Source organism: Pseudomonas sp. 1L-E-NC-VB-C3, from assembly GCF_057291535.1.
This window is the reverse complement of the sequence record NZ_JBXAWD010000011.1, coordinates 25,047-48,884: the sequence shown is the minus strand read 5'-3', so window position 1 is coordinate 48,884 and position 23,838 is coordinate 25,047. Positions and strand designations below refer to the sequence as shown.

Here is a 23,838-nt window from a genome sequence, read left to right as displayed (position 1 = left end):
CAGGATGATGATCGGGATCGGTACGCCGAGGAAAAACAGCAGTAATGAGCGCATGGTGACTCTCCTTTTTAACGGACCGGAGTGGTAGTGGTGTAGGTGTCGACTTCAACGTACTCGACCGCATCGCGACGACGACCGCCGAAGGTGGCTGCCAGGCTGGCGAAGAACGCACCGGCCAGCAGCGCGACGAACATCCACAGCGAGGTGTAGGCCGCGACTTTCGCGGCGGTATCGGCCGCTTGCTGAGCTTTCAGTTTGGCGTCAGCGATGGCTTTCTGGGTGTTGGCGTAAATTTCGTCAACACGACGTTCAGCATCGGCCTGGCTCAGGTTGGTACGTTGCGATACCAGTTGTGCGAGGTAGGTGCGGTCTTCGGCGCTGAGCTGACCGTTGGCCAGGCTTTGGGCAAAGATGCGGGTCACAGTGCCGCGTGCAGCGTCATCGCTGACGGCAGCAGGACGATCATCGCGGAACAGGCTGTCGACGAAGTAGCCGTACTGATCGCTGTCAGTATTGGCTGCGGCAGAGCCGGCGGCCTGGCTCATCGCACCGGCAGCACCGCCAACAACGTTAGCGCCAGCCTGCGCACCGCCGCTGATCACGCTGCTGACCGAACCGACCACCAGCACAGCGGTGACCAACGTGGCGACGCACCAGGCGAGGAAGCCGTGGGCGGTGTCGCGGAAGTAGACTTCGTCACCGTGCATGTTCGCCCACTTAACGCGCAGACGGCCGGCAATGTAGCCGCCCATACCGGAAGCGATGATCTGCGTCACCGCCAGCCAGACGATCGTTGAAATGCCCAGGCCCTTGGCGCTGACGCCTTCTCCGGCCCACGGTGATACCGCCGAAAAGCCCAGGCCAAACCCGAGCAGCACCAGAATCATCGACAGCGCGGCGGCAGCCGCAGCACCGGCGAAAATCGCGCCCCAGGACACGCCTGACACGCTGCTCGACTCTTCCAAGGCAGGATAATAGCCATCAGGGGATCTATTCATTGTTGTAGTGCTCCAGGCATGAAAAATGGTGTTACAAGTCGTCGGGTGAGGAATTGCAGTGACCGTGCCAGTCAAACACTTTTAATAACTCCTTTTCTTTCAATTAGTTACAAAACTTGAACTTCCTCGAACCGTGCAACTTGCAATAAAGCGCATCCGATTGCGGGTTTTCTGCATTAACCAAAGCGTGGCAAATCCGATCAGTTCTGATTCACCAGGCGACGAAGATGAAAGTTAATTTAAAGCGTCACGGCAAATTCTTGGCAAAATGCTGCCATTCCGTTTGAACCGATCAGCAGGCCTGCCTATGACTCGTATCTTGACCATCGAAGACGACGCCGTGACCGCGCGGGAAATCGTTGCCGAACTGAGCAGCCACGGGCTGGACGTCGACTGGGTCGACAATGGCCGCGAAGGCCTCGACCGCGCCGTGAGCGGCAACTACGACCTGATCACCCTTGACCGCATGCTGCCCGAGCTGGATGGTCTGGCCATCGTCACCACCCTGCGCACCATGGGCGTGGCGACGCCGATTCTGATGATCAGCGCCCTCTCCGATGTCGATGAGCGCGTACGCGGCTTGCGCGCGGGTGGCGATGACTACCTGACCAAACCGTTCGCCACCGATGAAATGGCCGCGCGGGTTGAAGTGTTGCTGCGCCGGCAGAACAGCGTCGCCACCCAGGCCACCACGCTGAAAGTCGCCGACCTCGAGCTCGACCTGATCAGCCACGAAGCCCGTCGCGCCGAGCAGGTGCTGACGCTGTTGCCCACCGAATACAAACTGCTCGAGTTTCTGATGCGCAACAGCGGCCAGATTCTCTCGCGGATGATGATTTTCGAAGAGGTCTGGGGTTATCACTTCGACCCGGGCACCAACCTCATCGACGTGCATATCGGCCGGCTACGCAAGAAGATCGACGCAGCCGGCAACGTTCCGCTGATCCGCACGGTACGGGGCTCGGGCTATGTCATTGCCGAACCCGTCTGACGGCTGGCGCTCCTCCAGCAGCCGCTTGCTGGCGCTGTACAGCTCGCTGTTCGTGGCGTGGAGCGCGATCCTCATGGGGGTCATGTATTACGAGGTGTCCGGCTACCTCGACAAGCTCGCCAAACATTCGTTGATGCAACGTCAGCACCTGTTCTCGCATTTTCGCGGCGAGCAACTCGAAGACGCGCTCGCGGCCAGCATGACCTTCGATATTCGCGGTATCGACGCCTATGGTCTGTTCAGCGCTGACGGTGTTTACCTGGGCGGCGCACTCCAGCAAATTCCCGAAGGACTGCCGCTGGATGGCAAGATCCATATGCTCGCCGAGTGCGCCGATTCCGATGACCCGACCCTGCCGAGCGACAGCTGCGATGCCGTGGCCACGCAAACCCGTGACGGGCGCTGGCTGGTGCTGCTGCGTGACAACGGTTCGCTGTTCGCGGTGACGCGGATCATTTTGCACGCGCTGTTCTGGGGGGTGTCGCTGACGATTATTCCCGGGGTCGCCGGTTGGCATCTGCTGCGGCGTCGACCGTTGCAGCGCATCCGCGCGATCCAGAACAGCGCGCAGGCCATCGTAGCCGGTGACCTGACGCACCGCTTGCCGCTGTCCAATCGCCGCGATGAACTGGACATGCTCGCCGCCATCGTCAACGCCATGCTCGAGCGCATCGAGCGCTTGATGAACGAGGTCAAGGGCGTCTGCGACAACATCGCCCACGATTTGCGCACGCCGCTGACCCGCCTGCGCGCGCAGTTGTATCGCATGCAGCAACAGGCCGGCGAAGGTTCGCAAGAAGCGGCGCAACTGGACTTGGTACTGGCTGAAGCGGATACGCTGATGGCGCGGTTTCGCGGTTTGCTGCGGATTTCCGAACTGGAAGATCGCCAGCGCCGTTCAGGTTTCGTCGAACTTGATCCGGTGCGTTTGCTGGAGGAGTTGCACGAGTTCTATCTGCCGCTGGCCGAGGAAGGCGATCTGCGCTTTCAGTTGAACATGCCGGAGACGCTGCCGCCGCTCAATGGCGACCGCGCGTTGCTGTTCGAAGCGCTGGCGAACCTGTTGAGCAACTCGATCAAATTCACCCCGCCCGGCGGCACGGTGATGTTGCGTGGGGTCAATGCCGGTGGGGAGACGCGGATCGAGGTGCACGATTCAGGGCCGGGGATTCCCGAGGCGGAACGTGAGGCGGTGTTCCAGCGCTTTTATCGCACCGAGGGTGGCCAGCCGCAGAGTGGCTTTGGTCTGGGGCTGTCGATTGTCGCGGCGATTGTCAGCTTGCACGGCTTCAGTCTTGAAGTCGGCAGCAGTGATCTGGGTGGGGCGAAACTGGTGCTGGATTGTCGGCAGAGTTTGATCAGTCAGGCCTGACGTCTCGCGCCGATCGTTCCCACGCTCCGCGTGGGAATGCCTCAAGGGACGCTCCGCGTTCCGGCTTTCGAAATGGGACGCAGAGCGTCCCGGGCTGCATTCCCACGCAGAGCGTGGGAACGATCTGCGTCTCAGGTTGGGTAATTGGCCCGCAAGGCTTCGAGCCCGCCCTGGTAGATGCCGTTGAACAGCGCCACCACTTCTTCATCGCTCACGCCGACCGCATTGAAGCGCCCCGACCACGTCACCCGCGCGCCCTGCCCCTGGGCTTCAACCTTGATCGTCGCCAGGTAATCGCTGGCCGGAAACGGTGCCTGTTCAATCGAATAGCTGTAGGTTTTTGCGGCGTTATCGAAAGTCTGCAGACGTTCGACGACAACGCCGCCGTCAGCGGTGTGCAGGGTGCGCACTCGCCCGCCTTCGCTCAGTTCACTGTTGGTGATCAACGGCAGCCAGTCCGGCAGCGTGTTGAAGCCGCCGATCAACTGCCAGACCTGATCGGCCGAGGCCGGGATGTCGATGGTTGCAGATGCAGTTGGCATAAAACCTCTCTTTTGGAAAATTCAGATAGTCAGGCTGTCGACCACGCCGCCATCAACGCGCAAGGCTGCGCCCGTGGTGGCCGAGGACAGCGGCGAAGCAATGTACGTGACCAGATGCGCCACTTCCGAAACATCCGCCACGCGCTGGATGATCGAGGTCGGACGGGCCTTGCGCACAAAGGCGTCGGCTTCGTCGCGCAGGTCGCGCCCGGACTCGGCGGCCGCGTCTCTGAGCATGTCCTGCAGACCATCCGTGAAAGTCGGCCCCGGCAGGATTGCATTGACCGTGACACCGGTACCAGCCAGACGTTTGGCCAGGCCGTGGGACACCGCCAGGTTGGCGCTTTTGGTCACGCCGTAATTGAGCATGTCCGCCGGCGTCGCCACGCCGGATTCCGATGACAGAAAGATCACCCGGCCCCAGCCCTGCTCAACCATCGCCGGCACATAATGCCGCGCCAGGCGCACGCCGGAAATCACGTTGACCTCGTAGAAGCGCGTCCACTCACTGTCGGGAGTCTCGAAGAAATCGACGTCGTTGAAGATGCCGAGGTTGTTCACCAGAATGTCCGCGCGCGGTTCGGCGGCGAACAGCTTTTCCGCACCCTCGGCCGTGCCCAGATCAGCGGTCAGACCGCGCAACTGCGCGCTTGGCACCGCTTGGCGTATGCTCGCCAGTGCCTGCTCGACCTTGGCCGTGTCGCGACCGATGACCACCACCGTGGCGCCGGCTTCGGCCAGCGACTGGCTGATGCCCAGACCGATGCCGCCGGTACTGCCGCTGACGATGGCCAGTTTTCCACTCAGATCGATCTTCATGCGTTTACCTCATTAGCAAGGAGTTCCACCGCGCTCGACTTTAGCGACGATTTCACAAGCATGGATCAGCGTAGTTGCGATATTGCCGGCATGGTTGAGCTGCCGACCGGTGACGGGGATGTTGTTTGATCGACGATCCCCTGTGTCTGGCAGACCGTAGCCCCTCACCCTGGCCCTCTCCCGGGGGAGAGGGAACCGATCGAGTTGTGCTGAGTTTGCCCTCGACCTGAAAGACCATAGCGATTATGGATTCAGAGAAGACCTTTCACGTCGGCGTATTACCCGAATATCCCCCGGTCAGTCCCCTCTCCTTCCGGGAGAGGGCTAGGGTGAGGGGCATTTCGGAACAGATCAGATTTCCGTCAGACGAAGCAGACCATCGGCGCCGACGCTGACGCTGATCGCATCGTAACTGGCCAACGTCGCATGCGCCGTTTCGATCGGATGCTGGTGCGTGGTGGTGATGATCATCAACGCGGCGCCCGCCGCTTCCGCAGCCTGAATACCAACCGTGGCGTCTTCAAAAATGAGGCAATCCGCTGGCTCGACACCGAGCTTTTTCGCCGCCAGCAGATACCCCGCAGGATCAGGCTTGCCAGCCTTTACATCTTCCGCCGTGATCATGACCGCCGGCTCGGGGATACCCGCCGCCGCCATCCGCCGCAACGCCAGATCGCGAGGCGCCGACGTCACCATTGCCCAGCGATCTTTCGGCAGACCGTTGAGAAATGCCGCCGCCGCAGGAATCTCGACAATGCCTTCAACGTCATTGATTTCCGCTGCGGTGATGAACGCCGCTTGTTCCTCAGCATCCAGCCCCGGCAGATTCAGCCGGGTGATGGTGTCGATCGCCCGTGCGCCATGGATGGTCGGCAAAAACGTCTCGACCTCCACGCCATGGCGCACCGCCCACGCTGACCAGATGCGCTCGGCGGCGGCGATGGAATTGAGGACGGTGCCGTCCATGTCGAACAGAAACGCGCCGAATGCGCGATCAAAAACCGATGCTTGTGCAGACAAAAGAACAAATCCTCTGACAGTTGGCCGGGCAGCCTGGCCCGGCAATGTAGCACTAGTCAGTGCAGCTGCGGGGCCTTGGATTTGAACGCACTTTCCACACAGTCGAGCAATTGACCGATCGCCCACGGCTTCTTGATGAACGCCACCGAATGCTTGACCCCGGAGGTCTCGGGCGTCTCGTAGCCGGACATGACCATCACCGGTTTTTCCGGCCAGCGATCGCCGACCAGATTCGCCAGGTCGGCGCCGTTAAGCGTGCCGGGCATGGTGATGTCGGTCAGCAATAGCGCGACGTTCGCCGCGTGTTCTTCCAGATACAGTGAGGCGGCGTCGGCGCTGGTTTGCGGTTCGACCTTGAACCCTTCCTCCTGAAGAATTTCGCAAAGAAACTCCAGAATCAACGGATCGTCCTCGACAACCAGAATCAACCCGCCAGGAAGGTGCGCGCTCGACGTAGGTGTAGGGCACATGAACAGCACTCCCCCGAATTACATTTTTGATAAGCGGTTTTGAATCCGCTGCTTATCTGGTATGAGCAGCGCGCCCTGTAGAAATTCATTTTTGATACAGAGGATTTCGCCAAGGTGTTGTTTTTCGAAGCGCAGCGCCCATCGAATCCCCTCATTTGTGGTTAAAATGCCGGCCCTTTGCCTGGCCGATCCTGATCCATGAACCCTGAAGCCCTCGCTACCCTCCACGCTCATTTGCTGCCCGCACTGGCGGCGGCGCCCAGCGAAACCCGCCGTTTGTTTCACGGGCGCGGGCGCTGCTGGCCGGGGTTGGAGCAGTTGACCGTGGACTGGTTGCAGGGCGTGGTGCTGGTGTCGCTGTTCAAAGAACCGGCGCCTGAGCAACTGCAGGATCTGCGGGATTCGCTGCTGCAACTCGCCGCCTCGCCCCAATGGCAGCAGTCCGGTGCACATACCCTGCTGATCCAGCACCGTTACCTGCCGCAAAGCACGGCCGAATGGCTGATCGGTGAGGAAATCGAAGAAATGACCATCGTCGAGGGCGGCTTGCAGTACCGCGTCGACCTGGGACGCAAGCAGAACACCGGACTGTTTCTCGATATGCGTTACGGACGCAACTGGGTCCGTGAACAGGCAGCGGGCAAGCGGGTGTTGAACTTGTTCGCTTACACCTGCGGCTTTTCCGTAGCGGCAATCGAGGGTGGCGCCAGCCATGTGGTGAATCTCGACATGTCCCGTGCGGCCCTGAGCCGAGGGCGTGACAATCACCGCCTGAACGGCCACGACCTGAGCAAGGTCAGCTTTCTCGGCCACGACCTGTTCAAATCCTGGGGCAAAGTGATCAACAGCGGCCCGTACGATCTGGTGATCATCGACCCGCCGTCGTTTCAGAAAGGCAGCTTTTTGCTGACCAAGGACTATCAACGCGTATTGCGCCGCTTGCCGGAACTGTTGACTGCGCAAGGCACATTGCTGGCGTGCATGAACGATCCGTCGTTCGGTTCCGACTTTCTCATTGATGGCGTGACTCAGGAAGCGCCGAGCCTGCGCTTCGATCATCGGCTGGACAATCCGCCGGAGTTTCCCGATATCGATCCAGAGAGCGGCCTGAAAGCCCTGGTCTTCCAGCGCAGCCACTAACACAGCGAAAGTTCACCTGTGGGAGCGAGCCTGCTCGCGAAAGCGCAGTGTCAGATAACAATTTTGTTGACTGCTACACCGCTTTCGCGAGCAGGCTCGCTCCCACACAAGTTCTGCGTTGATCAAAAAGCCGTCGGCCGCAGCACCAGTGCAAACAACTCACCATGCCCGGTGACGTTGAGCTTGTGATAGAGATTGCGTCGATGCACTTTCACGGTCTCCGGCGAAATCCCCATCTGCTGGGCCATCGCCTTGCTGGAAAAGCCCTGCAGGATCAGACGCGCCGTGTCGATCTCGCGCGCGGTCAGCCGGGCATCGAAACGGTCCAGCAGCGTCGCCAGATCACCCACCACCGCTTCAGCCACCGGTCCTTGCGGTGGCAGCAACTGCATGTGGCGATGCATCGCCGCCAATACCCAGTCACGAACGCACAACAGCCGGCCCTGCTCGGCCATGCCAAACGCGGTCGAGCGGCCCAGGGACAAGCCGAGTACAGCGCCTTCGACGTTGATCAGAAACTGCAATTCATCCTCGCCCACCACGGCACGAAAGTAGCTCTGGTAATACTCGCTGTGCAGAAACTGATCCGGCGCAACAGAGGCCAGGCTGTGCAGGCCGTCGCTGATCCCGCTGACGGCGGCTTGATAGAACGGATCGAGCAGGTACATGCCGGCGGTATAACCGGCCAGCTCTTGCTGATCGTCGACATAGCCCTTGCTGTCGAAGTCGATCAGCAAACGCGGCGGCTGGCCGGGCTGCATCAGGGCGACGAGGGCATTGTCCAGCGGCACCAGCAGGCGCAGGGTGTCGACCAGCGCGCGCCAGAAGCCGTCCTGCCCGAGCTGGGTAAATACCCGCGCCAGACTCTGATGCACCGGCAGTTCCTGTAACAACGCGTCCACGCACTACCCCTTTCGAGTAACCCATGATGGGAATGGGGCTGGTGTGACCGGCCCGTTAGCCTGACCACTCCAGTTCATTACCGGCCTGCGACAGGCCAGGAGTGCCGCATCATGCGTCGTCACCGTGGATCTATCAACCCGGGCCTGCTGGCCTGTTTTTGTCTCTCCTCGGTCGCCATGGCGGCAGACGTACCGAGCGTGCATGTCTACAACTGGTACGACTACATCGGGCCGAACACGCTGCACGATTTCCAGCGCGACAGCGGCATCCAGCCGGTGTACGACACCTTCGACAGCGCCGAAGTGCTCGAAGGCAAACTGATGACCAGCCGCAGCGGCTACGACGTTGTCGTGGCGAGCAACTTCAGCCTGCCGACCCTGATCAAGGCCGGCGCCCTCGCTCCATTGCCTCGCGATCAACTGCCAGGCTGGCAAAACCTCGACCCCGATCTGCTGAAAAAACTCGCGGTCAACGATCCGGGCAATCAGTACGCTGTGCCTTACCTGTGGGGCACCAACGGCATCGGCTACAACGTCGACAAAGTCCGCGCCGTGTTGGGTGACAAAGCGCCGGTGGACTCCTGGGAGTTGCTGTTCAACGAAGCCAATCTGGCCAAACTGGCCGAGTGCGGCGTGGCGATGCTCGATTCGCCGTCGGAAATGCTGCCGGTCGCCCTGCATTACCTGGGCTTGCCGCCCAACAGCACCGATCCCGAGGACTACAAAAAAGCCGAAGCACTGCTGCTCAAGCTGCGCCCGCACATCGCCTACTTCAACTCCTCGAAGTTCATCAGCGATTTGTCCAACGGCAATATCTGCGTGGCGGTTGGCTGGTCCGGGGCGATGCTCGAAGCCAAAACCAACGCCGAGCAGGCCAGCAACGGCGTAAAGATCGCCTACAGCCTGCCAAAGGAAGGCGCGCCGGTGTGGTTCGACACTCTGGTACTGCTCAAGGACGCGCCCAATCGCGCCCAGGGCCTGGCGTTTATCGATTACCTGCTGCGGCCGGAGGTGATCGCGCCGGTCAGTGATCACTTGTCATACCCGAATGGCAATCGCGCCGCGACAACGCTGGTGGCAGCAGCAACTCGCGACAACCCGGCGGTCTACCCGTCCCCTGCCGCCATGGCCACCCTCTACACCCTCGAACCCTTGCCCAAAGCCGCCGAACGCGTGCGTACGCGGGTGTGGAGCAAGGTCAAGAACGGCCAGTAGTCCGCGCAAGAAATCTGCCTGCCTCATCCGAGCGGTAAGCCGCCCGACCTTTTGAATCAAGAGACTGAATCTATGAATCCGCGTGCCCGTGATCTCGACATCCTCATTGGCCAGATGCAACCCGGCCCGCTCAATGCCATCACCGATGTGCCGGGCGTGCGCGTCGGTCACAGCAATGTACGCGGTCGCAGCAGCAGCGGCCGTGACATCTGCACCGGCGTCACGCTGATCGAGCCGCGCCCCGGCTCGACCTGCCAGCAACCGTGCTTTGCCGGCGTGCATGTACTCAATGGCAACGGTGATGCGACCGGGCTGGAATGGATTCGCGAGGCCGGTCTGCTGACCAGTCCGATTGCCTTTACCAACACCCACAGCCTCGGTGTGGTGCGGGATGCGCTGATTGTGCTGGACCGTGAACAACAGCCGGATGACGGGCGGCTTTACTGGAATATGCCGGTGGTGCTGGAGACCTTCGATGGGCTGCTCAATGACATCAACGGCTTTCACGTCAAGCCCGAGCATGTCGCCGAGGCACTGAACGGCGCCGTGGACGGCCCGGTGCTCGAAGGTGCGGTGGGTGGTGGCAGCGGCATGATCTGCCATGAGTTCAAGGGCGGTATCGGCACCGCATCGCGCCGTTTGAGTGCTGCCCAGGGTGGCTGGACCGTTGGCGCGATCGTGCAGGCCAACCACGGTATTCGCAGTGAATTACGCGTCGATGGTTACCCGGTCGGGCGCTATATGGAACAGAAGGATTCACCGTTCCTGCGGGCAGCGCTGCCGCACCCGGGCATGGGCTCGATCGTCGTTTGCCTGGCGACTGATGCGCCGCTGCTGCCCCATCAATGCACGCGCCTGGCACAGCGTGCCAGCCTGGGCCTGGCGCGCACCGGCGGCGGTAACGAAGACCACAGCGGCGACATCTTCATTGCCTTCGCCACCGGCAATGATCACGTCCCGCCCGCCGCTTACGAGGCTAAACGCGCAGCCACCTGCGACGGCTTGCGCATGGTCAACAACGACCACATCAGCGAGCTGTTTCTGGCCGCGACCGAAGCCGTTGAAGAAGCGATCATCAATGCCCTGCTCGCCAGCGACAGCAGCGAGGGCAACGGTCATTCGGTGCCGGGCCTGGATGCGCAGACGCTTCTGGCGGCGCTGAAAAAATCCGGTTGGCCGGGATCGCGTCCGGCATGAACCGGCATTGTGCAGGGACGACTGGCGGTACTTGAGTCGTCCATTGCACGCTCCCAGGATGAAGCTACGCGGTGCCTGGATTGATCCGGCGCTGCGTAGGCGTGGGTGTACTGACTCCCAATCAAGCCCAAGTTCTGCTTCACACGCCTCTTGAGCCTCACGGGCTCTACTTCCTCCCCATCAAAGAGCTTGGAGGCTCTTTTTTTGTCTGCGTATTTCAGTTCTCGGCGAGACCTTCGGCGCGAATCGACCGCCATGCCGCCTGCGCAAGCACTTCGCGATAAGCCATCGGACTGCCCTTAACTCGCCCTGCCAGCCAGGCCCGGCAGTAACTGTCCGCCTGGCCGATGATCAGCGATGGCAGCAACTCCGCAGGCAAATCCTTAAGCTCAGCGGCGCGACCCGATTCGGCCAACCACTGGCCCAAGCGCAGGTTGCGCGTCTTGTTGCGCTCGGCCAGCTCTTCCTTGAACGGGCCTTTGGTCACTGCGAATCGTGCGTGGTACTGAAAACGCGCCCACTGCGGCTGCTGCTCGACCCAGTCGACATAGCTGAAGACCAGCGCCTGCACTCCTTCCTCCGTGGTAATGGCCGCGTCCAGATACGCATCACGCAGACGCGCCTGATCCTCCAGCGCGGTGAAAAACAGCGCCGCGACCAGCCCTTCCTTGTTGCCGAAATGGTGGTAGATCGCGCCAACGCTGGTGTCGCACTCGGCGCGAATCATCTCGATGGTGGTGGCCTCGATCCCCTGTTCATTGAACAGGCTCAGGGCCTTGCGAAAGATATCGCGTTTGAGTTCGGCGCGGCGGCCGGGGTAGCTGCGTTCCAGTAGATCGGCGGTGTCCATGCTGCTCGGGTCCAAAAACGGAGGTTGATAAAGGCGTCACGTGCCCGTGAACAAATCGCGCCTAGGTTGACAGATTTGCCGCGAACAGAATACCGTTCCGTTACAGAACATTATTCTGTAACGGAACATAATTCTGCAAACCACCCAGTGAGGCTTCCATGAGTCAATCTCTCAGCATGTTCAACAGCGTCGGCGCGGATGCATTCAGCAAAATGGCCTGTCAGTTCGCCCCGTACTTCAGCACCATCAATCCGCTGATCAGCGAATTGCGCCCGAACGCCGCCACCGTACAAGTGCCGTTTCGCAAGGAAATTACCAATCACCTTGGCACGGTGCATGCGATCGCCCTGTGCAACGCGGCGGAACTGGCCGGCGGAATGATGACCGACGTCTCGATCCTGCCCGGCGCGCGCTGGATTCCAAAGGGCATGACCGTGGAATACCTGGCCAAGGCGAAAACCGACGTCACCGCCGTGGCCAGCGCCGAAGGTGTGGATTGGCAAAGCGATGGCGACAAGGTGGTCAACGTCGACATTCACGATGCCGAGGGCAAAAAAGTCTTCACCGCGCGCATCACCATGAACGTCAAGATCGGTTGAAATTGCAGGCACAAAAAAGCCCTCGTTGCGCAATGCGCAGCAAGGGCTTTTTTATTGGCCGGGTCAGTGCAGAGTCAGGCGCTGACGGACAAATTCTTCTACGTGACGGCTGGTCTGATCCAGATGGCGATCGCGTTGTTTCTCCGCATCGAGCATCGCGCGCTTGCCGTTTTTCTGCAGCAAGTAAGTATGAATCTGCTGCACTTCGAGCGAGCGGTAGATCGGCGTGGTGTCGATGAACCCGCGCAAGCCGTTGCTGCGGTAATGCCGCGTGCTCATCAGCACCTGCGTTTCGCGCTGGCCGATCACTTCAAAACCCAGCGCCTCGAAATACGGCACCTTGCCAATGCTGCAGGCCAGTTCCGCATGCGGATAGCGCCCGACCATGTCCGCGAGCATCGCCCGCGCCACACCCTGACGCCGATGGCCTTCACGCACCGCCATGTACGCGACGCTGCACGCCTCCCAATCGCCCTGCACCGGCAGACAGATGAGAAATCCGATGACTTGCTCTGGATCCTCATCGTCAGTGGCCACCAGCAATTCCACCTCGGTGCCCTTCTGGCCGTTCAACGCCTCGAGGTACAGATGCACCTCGAAACCCACCGCGTACTGATAAACGTTGTACAGCAGATTGCTCGGGCCGAGGCCGACCGCACTGATGTCGGTCAGGTAGTCGACGACCATTTGCAGGATCTGGCTGTTGACGCTTTCCGGGCATGGGGAGGTGTAGTGGGTGATGCGTGGCATGGGCAAACTCCGGCGATAAAAAACGTTGCCGATGATCAGAGCCGTCGACGAACCGCGACATCATACCGTGCCGGGTCTATTGAACCGTCACTGTTGTGGCGCCACCACCCTGAATTTGATGTTGATGTCCCTCGACACCACGCTGTCAGCCCACTCCCCTGCGCCGAGGCCGAACTCCTCACGGTTGAGCACCAGCTCGCCGTCGAAAATGCCAATGGCGTTGTCCGGTTTCAGCTCCACCGGCACCTCGACATCGCGAGTGATGCCCTTGAGCGTGAGCTGACCGGCGACCTGGTAACGATGCTCGGCCACTTGGGTGAAACGACGGGACTCGAATACCGCGAGCGGGAATTTTTCAGTATCGAACCAGGCGGGTTTCACCAGCTCGGTATTGGCGTCTTCGCTGCCGGCGTCAATGCTGCTCAGGTCGATATGCAAGGTGGTGCGGGCGTTGGCAAGGTTTTCGGTATCTAAATCCAGAGCCGCCTCGAACTTGCCGAAGGTGCCGTACATTCGCGAGCCCATCTGGTTGTAGGTGAAACTGATCTGGCTGGCGCTGGTGTTGACCCGGTTGTATTCAGCCGCCTGCGCACCGGCCATGACAAAGGATGTAAACGCGGCAACCAGCAGCAATCGCGACGTCATGAAATTCTCCGGGCGGCGTGTGTCGTCGGGGCCTTGGTTGACTTAAGCAAACAGCCGAGCGTTATGCCAGTTCACGCTCACCCAAAGGGGATACAATTTTCTCGGCGCTCCCCGGTTGAACCGGCCTTTCCTTCGCCCTGCCGCGCAGGTGGTGACGCAACTTCAGCGCCGGTCGCTCGACGCAGTAATACGTCAGGCCACTGCAGAAAAATGACAACGCCAGCACCGCTCCGACAACGTAGGCGTCATACGCGACGGGCCAAAAACCCCGCAGTAGATACATCACCACAAAGTGGTTAAGAAACACGCCATAACTGATATTGCCCAGGAACTCGTCCATCCGGTGGAACTTGAGGTTGGTCAACAGGTAGACCAAGGGAATGCCCACGGCGATACCCAGAGTGACTTCGGCATTGAACGGACGACGCTCAATCCATCCGACCATGATCGCTACAAACAGCAGTCCCGCCGCAGCGGCTGTGCCGGTGACAACGACCATTGCTCTGATATTGCGTTGGTATAGATAACAGCCGCACAGGAAGATGAACAACACACCCGGCAACAGACGATATCCATAGACATCGGTATTGATGAAGCCCAGGCAGGCCAGCAGAAAAACCCCGACCGAGACAGCAAAGGCGACACCCTGCGCCTTGCAAATCAGCAGAAATGGAATCAGCAGGTAGAAACTCATTTCCAGCCCCAGCGACCAGCCCGGTGGCAGGATCTCGGTCCCGCCGACGCCGAACATGTAATAGCCAAGCGGTAGCATGAGCAAACTGGTGGACAAGGTCTTCCATGTCAGCTCAGCCGCTTGGGGCGTACCGGGCAACAGAAAATGAATAACCAGACACGAGGCGACGAAGTAGACCAGAAATTGCGGATACAACCTCAGAGCCCTGTCGATATAGAACAGACCGATCTTCCTCGGCTCACGGTAGTTTCGCTCGATGAGCGAAGCCATGACGAATCCACTGATGATCAGGAACGAGATGACGGCGATCACACCAGGATTCAGTCCGGCGAACTTTTTGCCCATATGAGATACAGCGACCAACACCGCCAACAGCAGTCGAAAAGCTCCCACTTGAACCCTCGTCATTCCCTTATCGTTGTGGGCGCATACGCTACGATGCTTTCGTCTCGGGGGACAGAGAAATGTTTGTCCGCCGTGCCTAAATCAACCGCTCGATCTTCTGGTGTTTCCAGACCAGTTTGTAATAGAGCGTCTGCAGTATCAGCATCCCCAGATAGGCAACCGGAAAAGCCATCCATACACCCTGCAAACCGAACTGCCCATCGAGCCAGTACGCCGCCGGCAACTGCACGCCGACCACGCAGACAATCGAAATGACCACCGGCACCAGGACGGTGCCGCTGGCGCGCATGATCCCGCCGATGATGGCCTGGAAGCCGAACACCAACAGGCTCCAGAGCATGATGTGCAGCAGATGCTCGGCCATCGCCCGGGTCGAGTCCTCGGTCAGGAACAGGCCCAGCAACCAGTGCGATAGCAGATAACCCAACACAATCAGGCCACCGGTCAGGCACACGTTGATCAACAGCCCGGTGCGCAGGATCGGCCCCATGCGTTGCAAATGCCCGGCGCCGATCGCCTGGGCACCGAGGATCGATGCGGTGATCGCAATCGACAGCGCCGGAAACTGCACATAGTTGACGATCTGCGTTACTGCGCCATACGCCGCCGTCGCTTGCGAGCCGTGCTGGTTGACCAGTGCCAGGATCACCAGCTCCGATAACGACAGCACGATCATCTGTACGCCGGTGGGCAGGCCGATGCGCAGGACCTTGCCGAGAATGACCCGATCCAGTCGCAGCGCGGCAAAGAACTCTCGATCCGGCGCCAGCGGATGGCCCTTGCGGATCAGCCGCCAGGCCAGCCACGCCATTGCTGAGAGATTCCCCGCCAGCCCGGCATACGCCGCGCTCTGAATGCCCAACGGTGGCAAGCCCAGCCAGCCGCGAATCAACGCTGGCGTCAGCGCCAGCCCCACGGCGGTGGAGACGATCAGCGCGAGTAGTGGCGACAGCGTATCGCTGACACCACGCAGCAATTGGGTGAACAGCACGAATACCAGTAGCGATGGCAGAATCCACAACATGACGTGGGCATAGTCCACCGCGTCGTCGAGCACATCCGCCGGCGTGCCCAACCCCGTCAGTGCCTGTCGCGCAAACACCGTGCCCAGCACCGCCGCGACCAAACCGATCAACACACCCAGTAGCAACGTCGCTCCGGCAATCGCCTTGACCATGTGCGTTTCGCGCGCGCCCCACGCCTGACCGATCAACACGCCCGCGCCAGCTCCAAGGCCGATGACCAGGGCGATGAAAAAGAACACGACGGGAAACATGCCGGATACCGCCGCCAGCGCCTGTGTGCCGAGCATCTGGCCGATATAGATGCTGTTGACCGTCCCGGACATCGATTGCAGGAAGTTCGACAGCACCATCGGCGCGAGAAACAGCAGATAGGTTTGCCAGAGCGGCTTGGCGAAGGTGGCGCTTTGCATTGAATGGAGGTCCATCTCGACGGCGGCAGGCCTGATTGACGATAGCTTCGGTGAGTTGCGTGCAGCGTGCAATCAACATTTCCCATCGGCGTTGATTGCCTGTTTTGCATTTGTGTAAATGCCAGGCATCGCTTTGTGTCAGTGTGCGGCTGTGGTAAATCAGCGATTCTCTCGACACTGACTATTGAGGCTCGGTTCATGCGTAACGTTGCAAATTTTCTGCTTGGCTCCCTCCTCGCTCTGTCGGCCGCCTACGCTCAAGCGGCCGCACCCGCAGCGGCGCCTGCTTCATTGAAACCGCTACTGGCCACTTTGAATGAACGCCTGAGCATCGGCGATCTGGTTGCGTTGACCAAGTGGGACAGCGGCAAGCCGATCCAGGACAGCCCGCGAGAGGCGCAGGTCATCGCCAATGCCCGAACTCTGGCCACCGAACACAAACTCGATCCGGACGACGTCGCGCAGCTGATCGCCGCACAGATGGAAGCGAACAAACTGGTGCAATACGGTCTGCTCGCGCAATGGCAAGCGGCAGGTGCTGCACCGGACACACCGCGTCCGGATCTGGGCAAACAGATCCGCCCGCGCCTGGATGAACTGCAAAAGCGCTTGTTGCAGCAGTACGCCGCCTTCGCGCCCTATCGCCAGGATCCGAATTGCCCGGCATGGCTGGCCAATGTCCGCAACGGTCTGGCCGCTGATTCGCTGCATGACATGGCGCTGATTCGTGCCAGCGGCGAGTTGTGCATTCGGGCAAAAGCCCTCTGAATCGCCGCTCATGGCAAACATCATCGGCGTCGATGTTCACCATCACGTCAATGAAGTTCTCATAAAAACTGCGCGGCGTAACATCGGCTCCAGACAAACAAACAACTTTCTGGAGCACACGATCATGAAACGCCAAACCCTTCTCGGCATCGCTTTCTCGGTTTTCGCAGTTAACGCTTTTGCAGTAACGCCTGCTCACACCCTGGTCGCTGAAGGCGGCTCGGACAAGCTGATCGAAAGCCGTCTGGCTGAAGGTGGTTCAGATCGTCTGCTCGAACGCCGTGTTGCTGAAGGCGGTTCGGATCGTCTCATCGAACGCCGTGTTGCCGAGGGTGGCTCCGATCGCTTGATCGATCGCCGCGTTGCTGAAGGTGGCTCTGATCGTCTGCTCGAACGCCGTGTTGCCGAAGGTGGTTCTGATCGTCTGCTCGAACGCCGTGTTGCTGAAGGCGGTTCGGATCGTCTGCTCGAACGCCGCGTTGCTGAAGGTGGCTCTGATCGTCTGATCGAGCGCCGCGTTGCTGAAGGTGGTTCGGATCGTCTGCTCGAACGCCGTGTTGCCGAAGGTGGTTCTGATCGTCTGATCGAACGCCGTGTCGCCTGAATCATCTGCATGACCGCAACACCCATGAAAAAGCCCGGCCTGATCAGCCGGGCTTTTTTGCATTCAGCCGTCGCTTATTGCGCGGTTTTCAGCTTGACCACATCACCGGAGATGGTGGTGGTGTAACCGGTCAGGACCCAGGCCCAGAACCAGTTTTCCTGAACCTGTGTGTTGATCATTGCATCGCCGCCCTTGGCTTGGATGGCCGCGTTTTGCGCGCGCACAAATCGGCTGTTCTGGCGGATCGGGATGATGCCAAACAGCAGCAGGCCGGTGGCCGATGCTTCGCTGTGGCCAACCACGGTGTATTGGTTGCTGTCGTAATGGGCGGTTTTCATCGGGGCGCCGGTGCAACCTGCCAGAACCACACCGAACAGTGTGGCGGCGACTACTTTGCTGAGGTATTTCACGGTAAAACTCCATGGGAAAACGCCCGGGATCCGTCTCTCGGGCGGCGCGCATTCTAACCAAAATGATGGCTCATTGGCATCAATCTTCTTTGTATTTACATGAACCCGTTCGCTGGCCGCCCATCGGCGATGTCGCATACCATGGCGCCACTTCAATAAAGACAGACACCCGCCTCCATGTTCAAAGCCAGTCTGCGTAGCCATCTCACCCTGTGGTTCGGCGGTTTGTCCCTGCTGACGTTATTGAGCGTCGGCTTTTATGTCGGTCATATCGCCACCGAACAAATGAAGCAGGCCAGCGGCAACGCCTTGCTGAACACCGCGCGTGCAGCGGCGACGCTGTTGGGCGAACAGCTGCGCGAACGGCAACTGGAGGTCTACCTGCTCAGTCGCGCACCGCATCTGGAGCGCGGAGATCTGGACAACCCAGCCATCCTCAAGTCGATGCAGTTGCGCACCCAGGCGCGCGCCGAATATGCGTGGATGGGCGTCACCGACGCCGAGGGCAACGTTCGCCAAGCGGTCAATGATCTGCTGGTCGGTCAATCGGTGCAGAAACGCCCGTGGTTCCAGATCGGCTTGCGCCGGCAATACACCGGCGATCCCCACGAAGCGGTGTTGCTGGCCAAGTTGTTGCCGGGCCTGGCCAATGGCGAGCCGTTGCGCTTCATCGATTTTGCCGCGCCAATCCACAATGCCGAAGGACAGGTGATTGGCGTGCTGGGCGCACATGCACACTGGAGTTGGGTAACGCGCATCGTCGAATCGGCGGCGTTTTCCCACAAAAACTCGGCGCCGGATGTCCAGGCGCTGATCGTCGACCACGACGGCAAGGTGCTCTACCCCGAAGCCCTGATGGGCCAACAGCTGGCGACCAACGATCCGGTATTGTCGGGCTGGACGGCGGCCAACGGTTACCTGACCAGCATGGTCACTGTGCCGACGCCATCGGGCACGGCGCTGTCGTGGTCGATTGCCATCCGCCAGCCACTGGAAACCGCGCTGCAACCGGCGCGGACGCTGCAATATGAACTGTTGATACTCGGCGTTTTCGCCGCCATCGTTTTCGGTCTGGTGGCTTATTACCTGGCGCTGTACCTGAGCCGCCCGATCGAACAACTGGCACGCTCGGCCAAACAAGTGCAAAACAACCAGTCCGGCGCGCAGTTCCAGCTCCAGCATCCGGTACTGGAAATCGCCCAGCTCGGCCAGTCCATCGACGCAATGACGCAGTCACTGCTCGGCAAGGAACGCGAGCTGCAAGAAGCCAACGCGTCGCTGGAAGCCACCGTGGCGCAACGCACCGCCGCACTCACCGAGGCCAACGCCGAGCTGCTGAGCCTGGCCACTCACGACGGCCTGACCGGCGTTTACAACCGCCGCCGTTTTGACGAAAAAATCACTGAATACTCGCTGCTGTCCCGACGCACCGGGCGCCCTTTTGCCTTGTTGCTGATCGATGCCGACCACTTCAAACGCATCAATGACAGCCATGGCCACGCGGTCGGTGACGAGGTCCTGCAACAACTGGCGACCTTGATCCAGAACAGCGTACGCAGCACCGATTTCGTCGCCCGCTACGGCGGCGAAGAGTTCGCCGTACTGCTGCCGGAAGTCGCGCAACCCGACACCCCGGAAGTCGTCGCCGAAAAGATTCGCACGGCGGTCGCCGAAGCGCAGTTTCCCGGCGTCGGCCACGTCACCGTGAGTATCGGTCTCGGCCTGGCAGATCCGGCAGACAACAACCACACGGCCCTGATCAAACGCGCCGATCAGCAGCTGTACCAGGCCAAGGCTGCGGGGCGCAATCAGGTGGCGTTCCATGCTCACTGACACCGGCGTATATCAACCAGAGACAGGCTGCCATCGCTGGCAAGCCAGCTCCCACAGGGATGAGGTAAAGCCGGAGATATTGGTCGTTTGGAGAACCGCTTTCGCGAGCAGGCTCGCTCCCACAAAAAAGCAAAGCAGCGCAGCTGCCCGCGGCGAAGCCGCCCCACTCCACAATGAGCGCAAGCTCGAGTACCGCTTTTGATCTTGATCCACCGGCGACGTCGGAAGGCTGAGCGGAGGGATTGATCCGGGGGTGGGAGCGCAGCGACCGTCTGGCGCAGCCAGACACAGCGAGTGTAGGTGCAGCGAAGCAAACCGTAGCCGCTGCGCCCGGATCGATCCCGCAGCGAAGGAACCCCGAGCTTGCGAGGGGCCGAACGCAGGAGCAAGCCTTTTGGGTTACCTTTTTGGCGTTTGAAAAAGGTGACCCGCCGTAAGGGCGGAACCCTAAGCAGCCGTTACCGCAGCAATGGATATCTACTCAATCAGCCAGGAAACCATCGCCCGACTAGGGCTCAGCACTGAACCTCTGCAGATAAGCCAACAAATTATTCAACTTCTCCTCATCACTCAGCCCCCAGAAAATCATCCGCGTCCCCGGCACCACCTCTTTCGGATCCTCCAGATAAGCCTTCAACGTCGCCCGATCCCAAGTAATCCCCGAGTTCTTCATCGCAGCGGAATAAACATAATTGGCCGAAGCCCCCGCAGCCCGGCCAACGATGCCGTTCAACTGCGGACCAAACCCCGAACGAGCCGACTCGCCAACCTGATGGCAACCGCCGCACAGGCGCGGAAAGATCTTCTCTCCGGCCTCAGGATCGCCCTCAGCCTGAGCGCTGGTGCTGAAGATCAAGGCGAGAAGCAGTGCTGTGGTGAATTTCATTAAACAGTCCAAACCTGGCTTTTCATGGCGTGAACGCAGTTTACAGATAAGCGCCGACAATCGTTCTGACAGTGATCAACGCCTGACGCAACACCTGCATGTCCACCGAGCCGAGCGCCAGACGAATCGCATGGGGCGTATTGGCCGCCAGCGAAAACGGCTCTGCACTGGTGACCGAAATCTGCTGCTGCATCAACTCGACCACGATCTGATCGGCACGCACATCTTCGGGCAACGGCAACCACAGAAAATACGAGGCCGGATGAGCAATGTAGCGCAGCCCCTTCAGCACCTCGGCGGCCAAAGCCTGTCGCGCCATCGCATCACGACGTTTCTGCTCCTCAAGCACGGTGACGGTGCCGTCGTCGAGCCAGCCGCACGCAATGGCGGTCATCACCCCGGGCGTGTTCCACGTTGTCGCGCGAATGATTCGTTCCAGTGCGGGCACTTGAGGCAGCGGCGCCGCGATGAAGCCGACCCGCAATCCGGTGGCGATGTTTTTCGACAGGCCCGATACGTAAAACGTCCGTTCCGGTGCCAGATCGATCAAGGTTCGCGGCGGATTTTCCACCAGAAACGCGTAGGCAGCATCTTCGATAAGTGTCAGATCATAGCGGCGGGCAATCGCCACCAATTGCTCGCGCTGTTCCAGTGGCATGACCCAGCCCAGCGGATTGTGCAGCGTCGGCATGCTGTACACGGCGCGCACCGCACGCTGGCGGCAGAGCCTGTCCAGTGCCGGCAAATCCGGGCCGTGCTCTGTCATCGGGATCGCCAGCACTTCCAGATGCAACGCGTCGGCCAGCACCTTGAACCCGGAATACGTCAGCGCATCGGCGGCGATCACATCACCGGGTTTGAGCAGGGCCATCAGCGTCACCGCCAAACCTTGCTGAGCGCCATTGACGATCAGCACTTGGTCGGCTTCAACGGTCACGCCGCGTGTCGACAAATGTCGCGCCACCGAGGCGCGTTCGTGGGCACGTCCGGCGTGGGGTTGATAACGCAGCAACGCTTCGAGATCGCCGGACAACGCCAGTTGCCGCAACGCCGTGCGCAACAGCTCAGCCTGACCGGGCAACGACGGATAGTTGAAATTCAGGTCGATCATGCCGACCGCTACGTCTTTCTGATCGATGCCCTGCCCCGGCGCCAGCGACGTGTCCCGCACAAAAGTGCCGCGCCCGGCTTCGCCACTGACCAGGCCCATCGCCTCAAGCTCGGCATAAACCCGTGAAGCGGTAACCAGCGCCAGTCCTTCCTGCGCCGCCAGTTGCCGATGCGTAGGCAATCGCGTGCCCGGCGGCAGTCGTCCGCCACGAATATCCGCCGCATAACGGTCAACCAAGGTCTTGTAACGGGATCGGGGCATGCAGGCTGTATCCATGACAATTTTTTGATTGTGCTGATTCTCAGCCCTAGGATCGCCGCAATACAACCCACTATTTGAGCGCAACCGACATGCACACAACATCGACTGCGGCCCACCCGGCGCTGGAAAAAACCAGTGGCTGGATCAACGGTTTTATCGGCGTGCTGATTTTCAGCGGTTCACTTCCGGCGACACGGCTGGCGGTGCTGGAATTCGATCCGGTGTTTCTGACCGTGGTGCGAGCAGCGATTGCCGGCGCACTGGCGGTCGGACTTCTGCTGTTGTTCAAGCAACCGCGACCGTCGCGCCATCAGTGGCTGTCGCTGGTGATTGTGGCGCTGGGCGTGGTGTTGGGTTTTCCGCTGTTGACCGCGCTGGCATTGCAGCACTTAACGTCAGCGCATTCGATCGTGTTTGTAGGATTGCTGCCGCTGGCCACGGCAATGTTTGGTGTCTTGCGTGGCGGTGAGCGGCCACGGCCGGTGTTCTGGATCTTTTCGGTGCTGGGCAGCGCATTGGTGGTGGGCTTCGCTCTGTCCCAAGGCCTGAGCGCGTCGCCGACCGGGGACTTGCTGATGCTCGCGGCGATTCTCGCCTGCGGCCTCGGTTACGCCGAAGGCGCGAAACTGTCACGCAGCCTCGGCGGCTGGCAGGTGATCTGCTGGGCGCTGGTAATGTCGTTACCGCTGATGGCAGTGCTGAGCCTGTGGCTGGCGCCCGCCTCGTTCGGCAACATCAGCTTGCCTGCGTGGATGTGCCTGGGCTACGTGTCGCTGTTCAGCATGCTGATCGGCTTTGTGTTCTGGTATCGCGGCCTGGCCCAGGGCGGGATTGCGGCGGTCGGGCAGTTGCAGTTGCTGCAGCCGTTTTTTGGTCTGGCACTGGCGGCGACGTTGCTGCATGAGCAGGTCAGCGTCGGCATGCTCGGCGTAACGCTTGGGGTGATTCTCTGCGTGGCCGGAGCGAAGAAATTCGCCAGGTAATGTTCAGTGTTCGGCTTTCCATTGCCGAGGACTGAGACCGGTCTTGCGCCGAAACGCCCGGGCCAGCGCCGACGGACTTTCGTAACCGACCTCTTCGGCAATCAACGCAATCGGCCGGCCTTCGCGCAGGCGTTTCTGCGCAAGACTGACGCGCCAGCTCAGCAGATAATCGGCCGGCGTCTGCCCGACCACGCGGCGAAACTGCTCGGCAAAACCGGCGCGGGACTGGTTCGCCGCCGCCGCGAGATCGGCCACACTCCAAGGCTTGTGCGGTTGCTCATGGATCAGGTTCAAAGCGCGAGACAAGCGCGGGTCAGCCAGCCCGGCCATCATGCCCGGTTGCTGATCTCGACTGCCGATGAGATGGCGGAGCAGCAGAATCACCAGCAATTCGAACAGGCGATCCATCACCGCCACGCGCCCGCAATGCCCTTCAAAGGCTTCATTGAACAGCCAGTCAAGGGTGCTGCGCAGTTCCGGGATGTCGGTGAGCTTCAATACCAGATAGTCGGGTAGCGCGGCGGCCAGGGCATTGCCCGAGCCACCGTCGAAGGTCAGCGAGGCACAGACAATCTGACTGGCCATGGCTTCGTCGGCAAACATCCGATGGGTAAACGGCCGGGGAAAGAAAATCAGTGACGGTTCGTCCAGACGGATCTCCCGCTCGTTGCCCGGTTTGAGCAGCAACGCCCCGGCTTGCAGAACATGCACGTGCCCGACCGGCTCGCCTTCGTGAACGCTCACGCCGCAAAACGCGCCGCTATGAAAGGTGCCGGCGTTCACGCCGAAATGACTGAGTAATGTGGAAAGGCGATCCATGGCTGACTCCCGAAGGCATATCTGGACGATCTGCCGCATATCCTCGACGATTTGCCGCCAAAGCGCCATTGGCAGCCCCTAAGATCTCTCCATCGCCGCTGCACTTCGCTGCGGAATTT

At 60.4% G+C, this 23,838-nt stretch carries 25 protein-coding genes; 10 read left to right on the top strand and 15 right to left on the bottom strand.

What is annotated here, in order from left to right; all coding sequences use genetic code 11:
- Nucleotides 1-68: 68 nt before the first annotated feature.
- Entirely contained in the window at nt 69-998 is a 930-nt protein-coding gene (locus AC0Z5Z_RS18655) for a hypothetical protein (RefSeq protein WP_485611504.1), read from the bottom strand.
- A gap of 307 nt (nt 999-1,305) precedes the next feature.
- On the opposite strand from AC0Z5Z_RS18655, the gene AC0Z5Z_RS18650 reads away from it, so the two are divergent.
- Entirely contained in the window at nt 1,306-1,989 is a 684-nt protein-coding gene (locus AC0Z5Z_RS18650; RefSeq protein ID WP_056788996.1) for a response regulator transcription factor, read from the top strand.
- Nucleotides 1,967-3,361 carry a sensor histidine kinase gene (locus AC0Z5Z_RS18645; protein ID WP_150634970.1) on the top strand — a complete coding sequence of 465 codons (1,395 nt, stop codon included), beginning with the start codon at nt 1,967-1,969 and terminating at the stop codon, nt 3,359-3,361. The genes AC0Z5Z_RS18650 and AC0Z5Z_RS18645 overlap by 23 nt, the downstream gene beginning before the upstream one ends.
- A gap of 131 nt (nt 3,362-3,492) precedes the next feature.
- Here AC0Z5Z_RS18645 and AC0Z5Z_RS18640 read toward each other — a convergent pair whose 3' ends face one another.
- The 4 genes from AC0Z5Z_RS18640 to AC0Z5Z_RS18625 form a co-directional block, all read right to left on the bottom strand.
- Complete coding sequence (locus AC0Z5Z_RS18640) at nt 3,493-3,903, bottom strand: SRPBCC family protein (RefSeq protein ID WP_252878487.1); 411 nt, start codon at nt 3,901-3,903, stop codon at nt 3,493-3,495.
- Nucleotides 3,904-3,924: 21 nt separating this feature from the next.
- Nucleotides 3,925-4,722 (bottom strand): SDR family NAD(P)-dependent oxidoreductase, encoded by a 798-nt coding sequence (locus AC0Z5Z_RS18635; protein ID WP_073471267.1) that lies wholly within the window; start codon nt 4,720-4,722, stop codon nt 3,925-3,927.
- A 351-nt stretch (nt 4,723-5,073) separates the two neighbouring features.
- On the bottom strand, nt 5,074-5,742 hold the full coding sequence (locus AC0Z5Z_RS18630) for an HAD-IA family hydrolase (RefSeq protein WP_460095115.1): 669 nt from the start codon (nt 5,740-5,742) through the stop codon (nt 5,074-5,076).
- A gap of 56 nt (nt 5,743-5,798) precedes the next feature.
- Nucleotides 5,799-6,212: a response regulator gene (locus AC0Z5Z_RS18625; RefSeq protein WP_056788985.1), complete on the bottom strand. Its 414-nt coding sequence runs from the start codon at nt 6,210-6,212 to the stop codon at nt 5,799-5,801.
- A gap of 198 nt (nt 6,213-6,410) precedes the next feature.
- On the opposite strand from AC0Z5Z_RS18625, the gene AC0Z5Z_RS18620 reads away from it, so the two are divergent.
- Nucleotides 6,411-7,352, top strand: a complete 942-nt coding sequence (locus AC0Z5Z_RS18620) for a class I SAM-dependent methyltransferase (protein WP_485611503.1) — start codon at nt 6,411-6,413, stop codon at nt 7,350-7,352.
- A gap of 122 nt (nt 7,353-7,474) precedes the next feature.
- Here the strand turns inward: AC0Z5Z_RS18620 and AC0Z5Z_RS18615 are convergent, their stop codons facing one another.
- The gene (locus AC0Z5Z_RS18615) at nt 7,475-8,254 is read right to left on the bottom strand and encodes a helix-turn-helix transcriptional regulator (RefSeq protein WP_485611502.1); all 780 of its coding nucleotides are present in this window, start codon (nt 8,252-8,254) and stop codon (nt 7,475-7,477) included.
- A gap of 111 nt (nt 8,255-8,365) precedes the next feature.
- Between AC0Z5Z_RS18615 and AC0Z5Z_RS18610 the strand changes: the two genes are divergently transcribed.
- Nucleotides 8,366-9,469 carry a polyamine ABC transporter substrate-binding protein gene (locus AC0Z5Z_RS18610; RefSeq protein WP_150634964.1) on the top strand — a complete coding sequence of 368 codons (1,104 nt, stop codon included), beginning with the start codon at nt 8,366-8,368 and terminating at the stop codon, nt 9,467-9,469.
- Between the two features lie 72 nt (nt 9,470-9,541).
- On the top strand, nt 9,542-10,666 hold the full coding sequence (locus AC0Z5Z_RS18605; RefSeq protein WP_431078066.1) for a DmpA family aminopeptidase: 1,125 nt from the start codon (nt 9,542-9,544) through the stop codon (nt 10,664-10,666).
- Nucleotides 10,667-10,883: 217 nt separating this feature from the next.
- Here the strand turns inward: AC0Z5Z_RS18605 and AC0Z5Z_RS18600 are convergent, their stop codons facing one another.
- Nucleotides 10,884-11,516 carry a TetR/AcrR family transcriptional regulator gene (locus AC0Z5Z_RS18600; RefSeq protein WP_095182036.1) on the bottom strand — a complete coding sequence of 211 codons (633 nt, stop codon included), beginning with the start codon at nt 11,514-11,516 and terminating at the stop codon, nt 10,884-10,886.
- 158 nt (nt 11,517-11,674) lie between these two features.
- Between AC0Z5Z_RS18600 and AC0Z5Z_RS18595 the strand changes: the two genes are divergently transcribed.
- Entirely contained in the window at nt 11,675-12,115 is a 441-nt protein-coding gene (locus AC0Z5Z_RS18595; protein ID WP_460061906.1) for a hotdog fold domain-containing protein, read from the top strand.
- A 63-nt stretch (nt 12,116-12,178) separates the two neighbouring features.
- On the opposite strand, the gene AC0Z5Z_RS18590 is transcribed toward AC0Z5Z_RS18595, so the two are convergent.
- The 4 genes from AC0Z5Z_RS18590 to AC0Z5Z_RS18575 form a co-directional block, all read right to left on the bottom strand.
- Entirely contained in the window at nt 12,179-12,865 is a 687-nt protein-coding gene (locus AC0Z5Z_RS18590) for a GNAT family N-acetyltransferase (protein WP_056788965.1), read from the bottom strand.
- A gap of 87 nt (nt 12,866-12,952) precedes the next feature.
- Nucleotides 12,953-13,510, bottom strand: coding sequence for a YceI family protein (locus AC0Z5Z_RS18585; protein ID WP_150634963.1), 558 nt, complete (start codon nt 13,508-13,510; stop codon nt 12,953-12,955).
- Between the two features lie 61 nt (nt 13,511-13,571).
- Nucleotides 13,572-14,612 (bottom strand): acyltransferase family protein, encoded by a 1,041-nt coding sequence (locus AC0Z5Z_RS18580; RefSeq protein WP_485611501.1) that lies wholly within the window; start codon nt 14,610-14,612, stop codon nt 13,572-13,574.
- Between the two features lie 73 nt (nt 14,613-14,685).
- Nucleotides 14,686-16,044: an MATE family efflux transporter gene (locus tag AC0Z5Z_RS18575; protein ID WP_071171782.1), complete on the bottom strand. Its 1,359-nt coding sequence runs from the start codon at nt 16,042-16,044 to the stop codon at nt 14,686-14,688.
- Between the two features lie 198 nt (nt 16,045-16,242).
- Here AC0Z5Z_RS18575 and AC0Z5Z_RS18570 point away from each other — a divergent pair, with 198 nt between their 5' ends.
- Both AC0Z5Z_RS18570 and AC0Z5Z_RS18565 read left to right on the top strand, forming a co-directional pair.
- On the top strand, nt 16,243-16,812 hold the full coding sequence (locus AC0Z5Z_RS18570; protein WP_150634961.1) for a chorismate mutase: 570 nt from the start codon (nt 16,243-16,245) through the stop codon (nt 16,810-16,812).
- Between the two features lie 124 nt (nt 16,813-16,936).
- Nucleotides 16,937-17,416 (top strand): phage infection protein, encoded by a 480-nt coding sequence (locus AC0Z5Z_RS18565; protein WP_423521375.1) that lies wholly within the window; start codon nt 16,937-16,939, stop codon nt 17,414-17,416.
- Nucleotides 17,417-17,490: 74 nt separating this feature from the next.
- Here the strand turns inward: AC0Z5Z_RS18565 and AC0Z5Z_RS18560 are convergent, their stop codons facing one another.
- Entirely contained in the window at nt 17,491-17,826 is a 336-nt protein-coding gene (locus AC0Z5Z_RS18560) for a hypothetical protein (RefSeq protein WP_095182042.1), read from the bottom strand.
- A 177-nt stretch (nt 17,827-18,003) separates the two neighbouring features.
- On the opposite strand from AC0Z5Z_RS18560, the gene AC0Z5Z_RS18555 reads away from it, so the two are divergent.
- A complete protein-coding gene (locus AC0Z5Z_RS18555; protein WP_485611500.1) occupies nt 18,004-19,659 on the top strand; it encodes a sensor domain-containing diguanylate cyclase in 1,656 nt (551 codons plus the stop codon).
- Between the two features lie 508 nt (nt 19,660-20,167).
- Here the strand turns inward: AC0Z5Z_RS18555 and AC0Z5Z_RS18550 are convergent.
- Both AC0Z5Z_RS18550 and AC0Z5Z_RS18545 read right to left on the bottom strand, forming a co-directional pair.
- A complete protein-coding gene (locus AC0Z5Z_RS18550; RefSeq protein ID WP_485611499.1) occupies nt 20,168-20,545 on the bottom strand; it encodes a c-type cytochrome in 378 nt (125 codons plus the stop codon).
- A 40-nt stretch (nt 20,546-20,585) separates the two neighbouring features.
- Complete coding sequence (locus AC0Z5Z_RS18545) at nt 20,586-21,917, bottom strand: aminotransferase-like domain-containing protein (RefSeq protein ID WP_485611498.1); 1,332 nt, start codon at nt 21,915-21,917, stop codon at nt 20,586-20,588.
- Between the two features lie 89 nt (nt 21,918-22,006).
- On the opposite strand from AC0Z5Z_RS18545, the gene AC0Z5Z_RS18540 reads away from it, so the two are divergent.
- Nucleotides 22,007-22,900, top strand: coding sequence for a DMT family transporter (locus AC0Z5Z_RS18540; protein WP_485611497.1), 894 nt, complete (start codon nt 22,007-22,009; stop codon nt 22,898-22,900).
- A gap of 3 nt (nt 22,901-22,903) precedes the next feature.
- On the opposite strand, the gene AC0Z5Z_RS18535 is transcribed toward AC0Z5Z_RS18540, so the two are convergent.
- The gene (locus AC0Z5Z_RS18535) at nt 22,904-23,719 is read right to left on the bottom strand and encodes an AraC family transcriptional regulator (RefSeq protein WP_258706908.1); all 816 of its coding nucleotides are present in this window, start codon (nt 23,717-23,719) and stop codon (nt 22,904-22,906) included.
- Between the last annotated feature and the right edge of the window lie 119 nt (nt 23,720-23,838).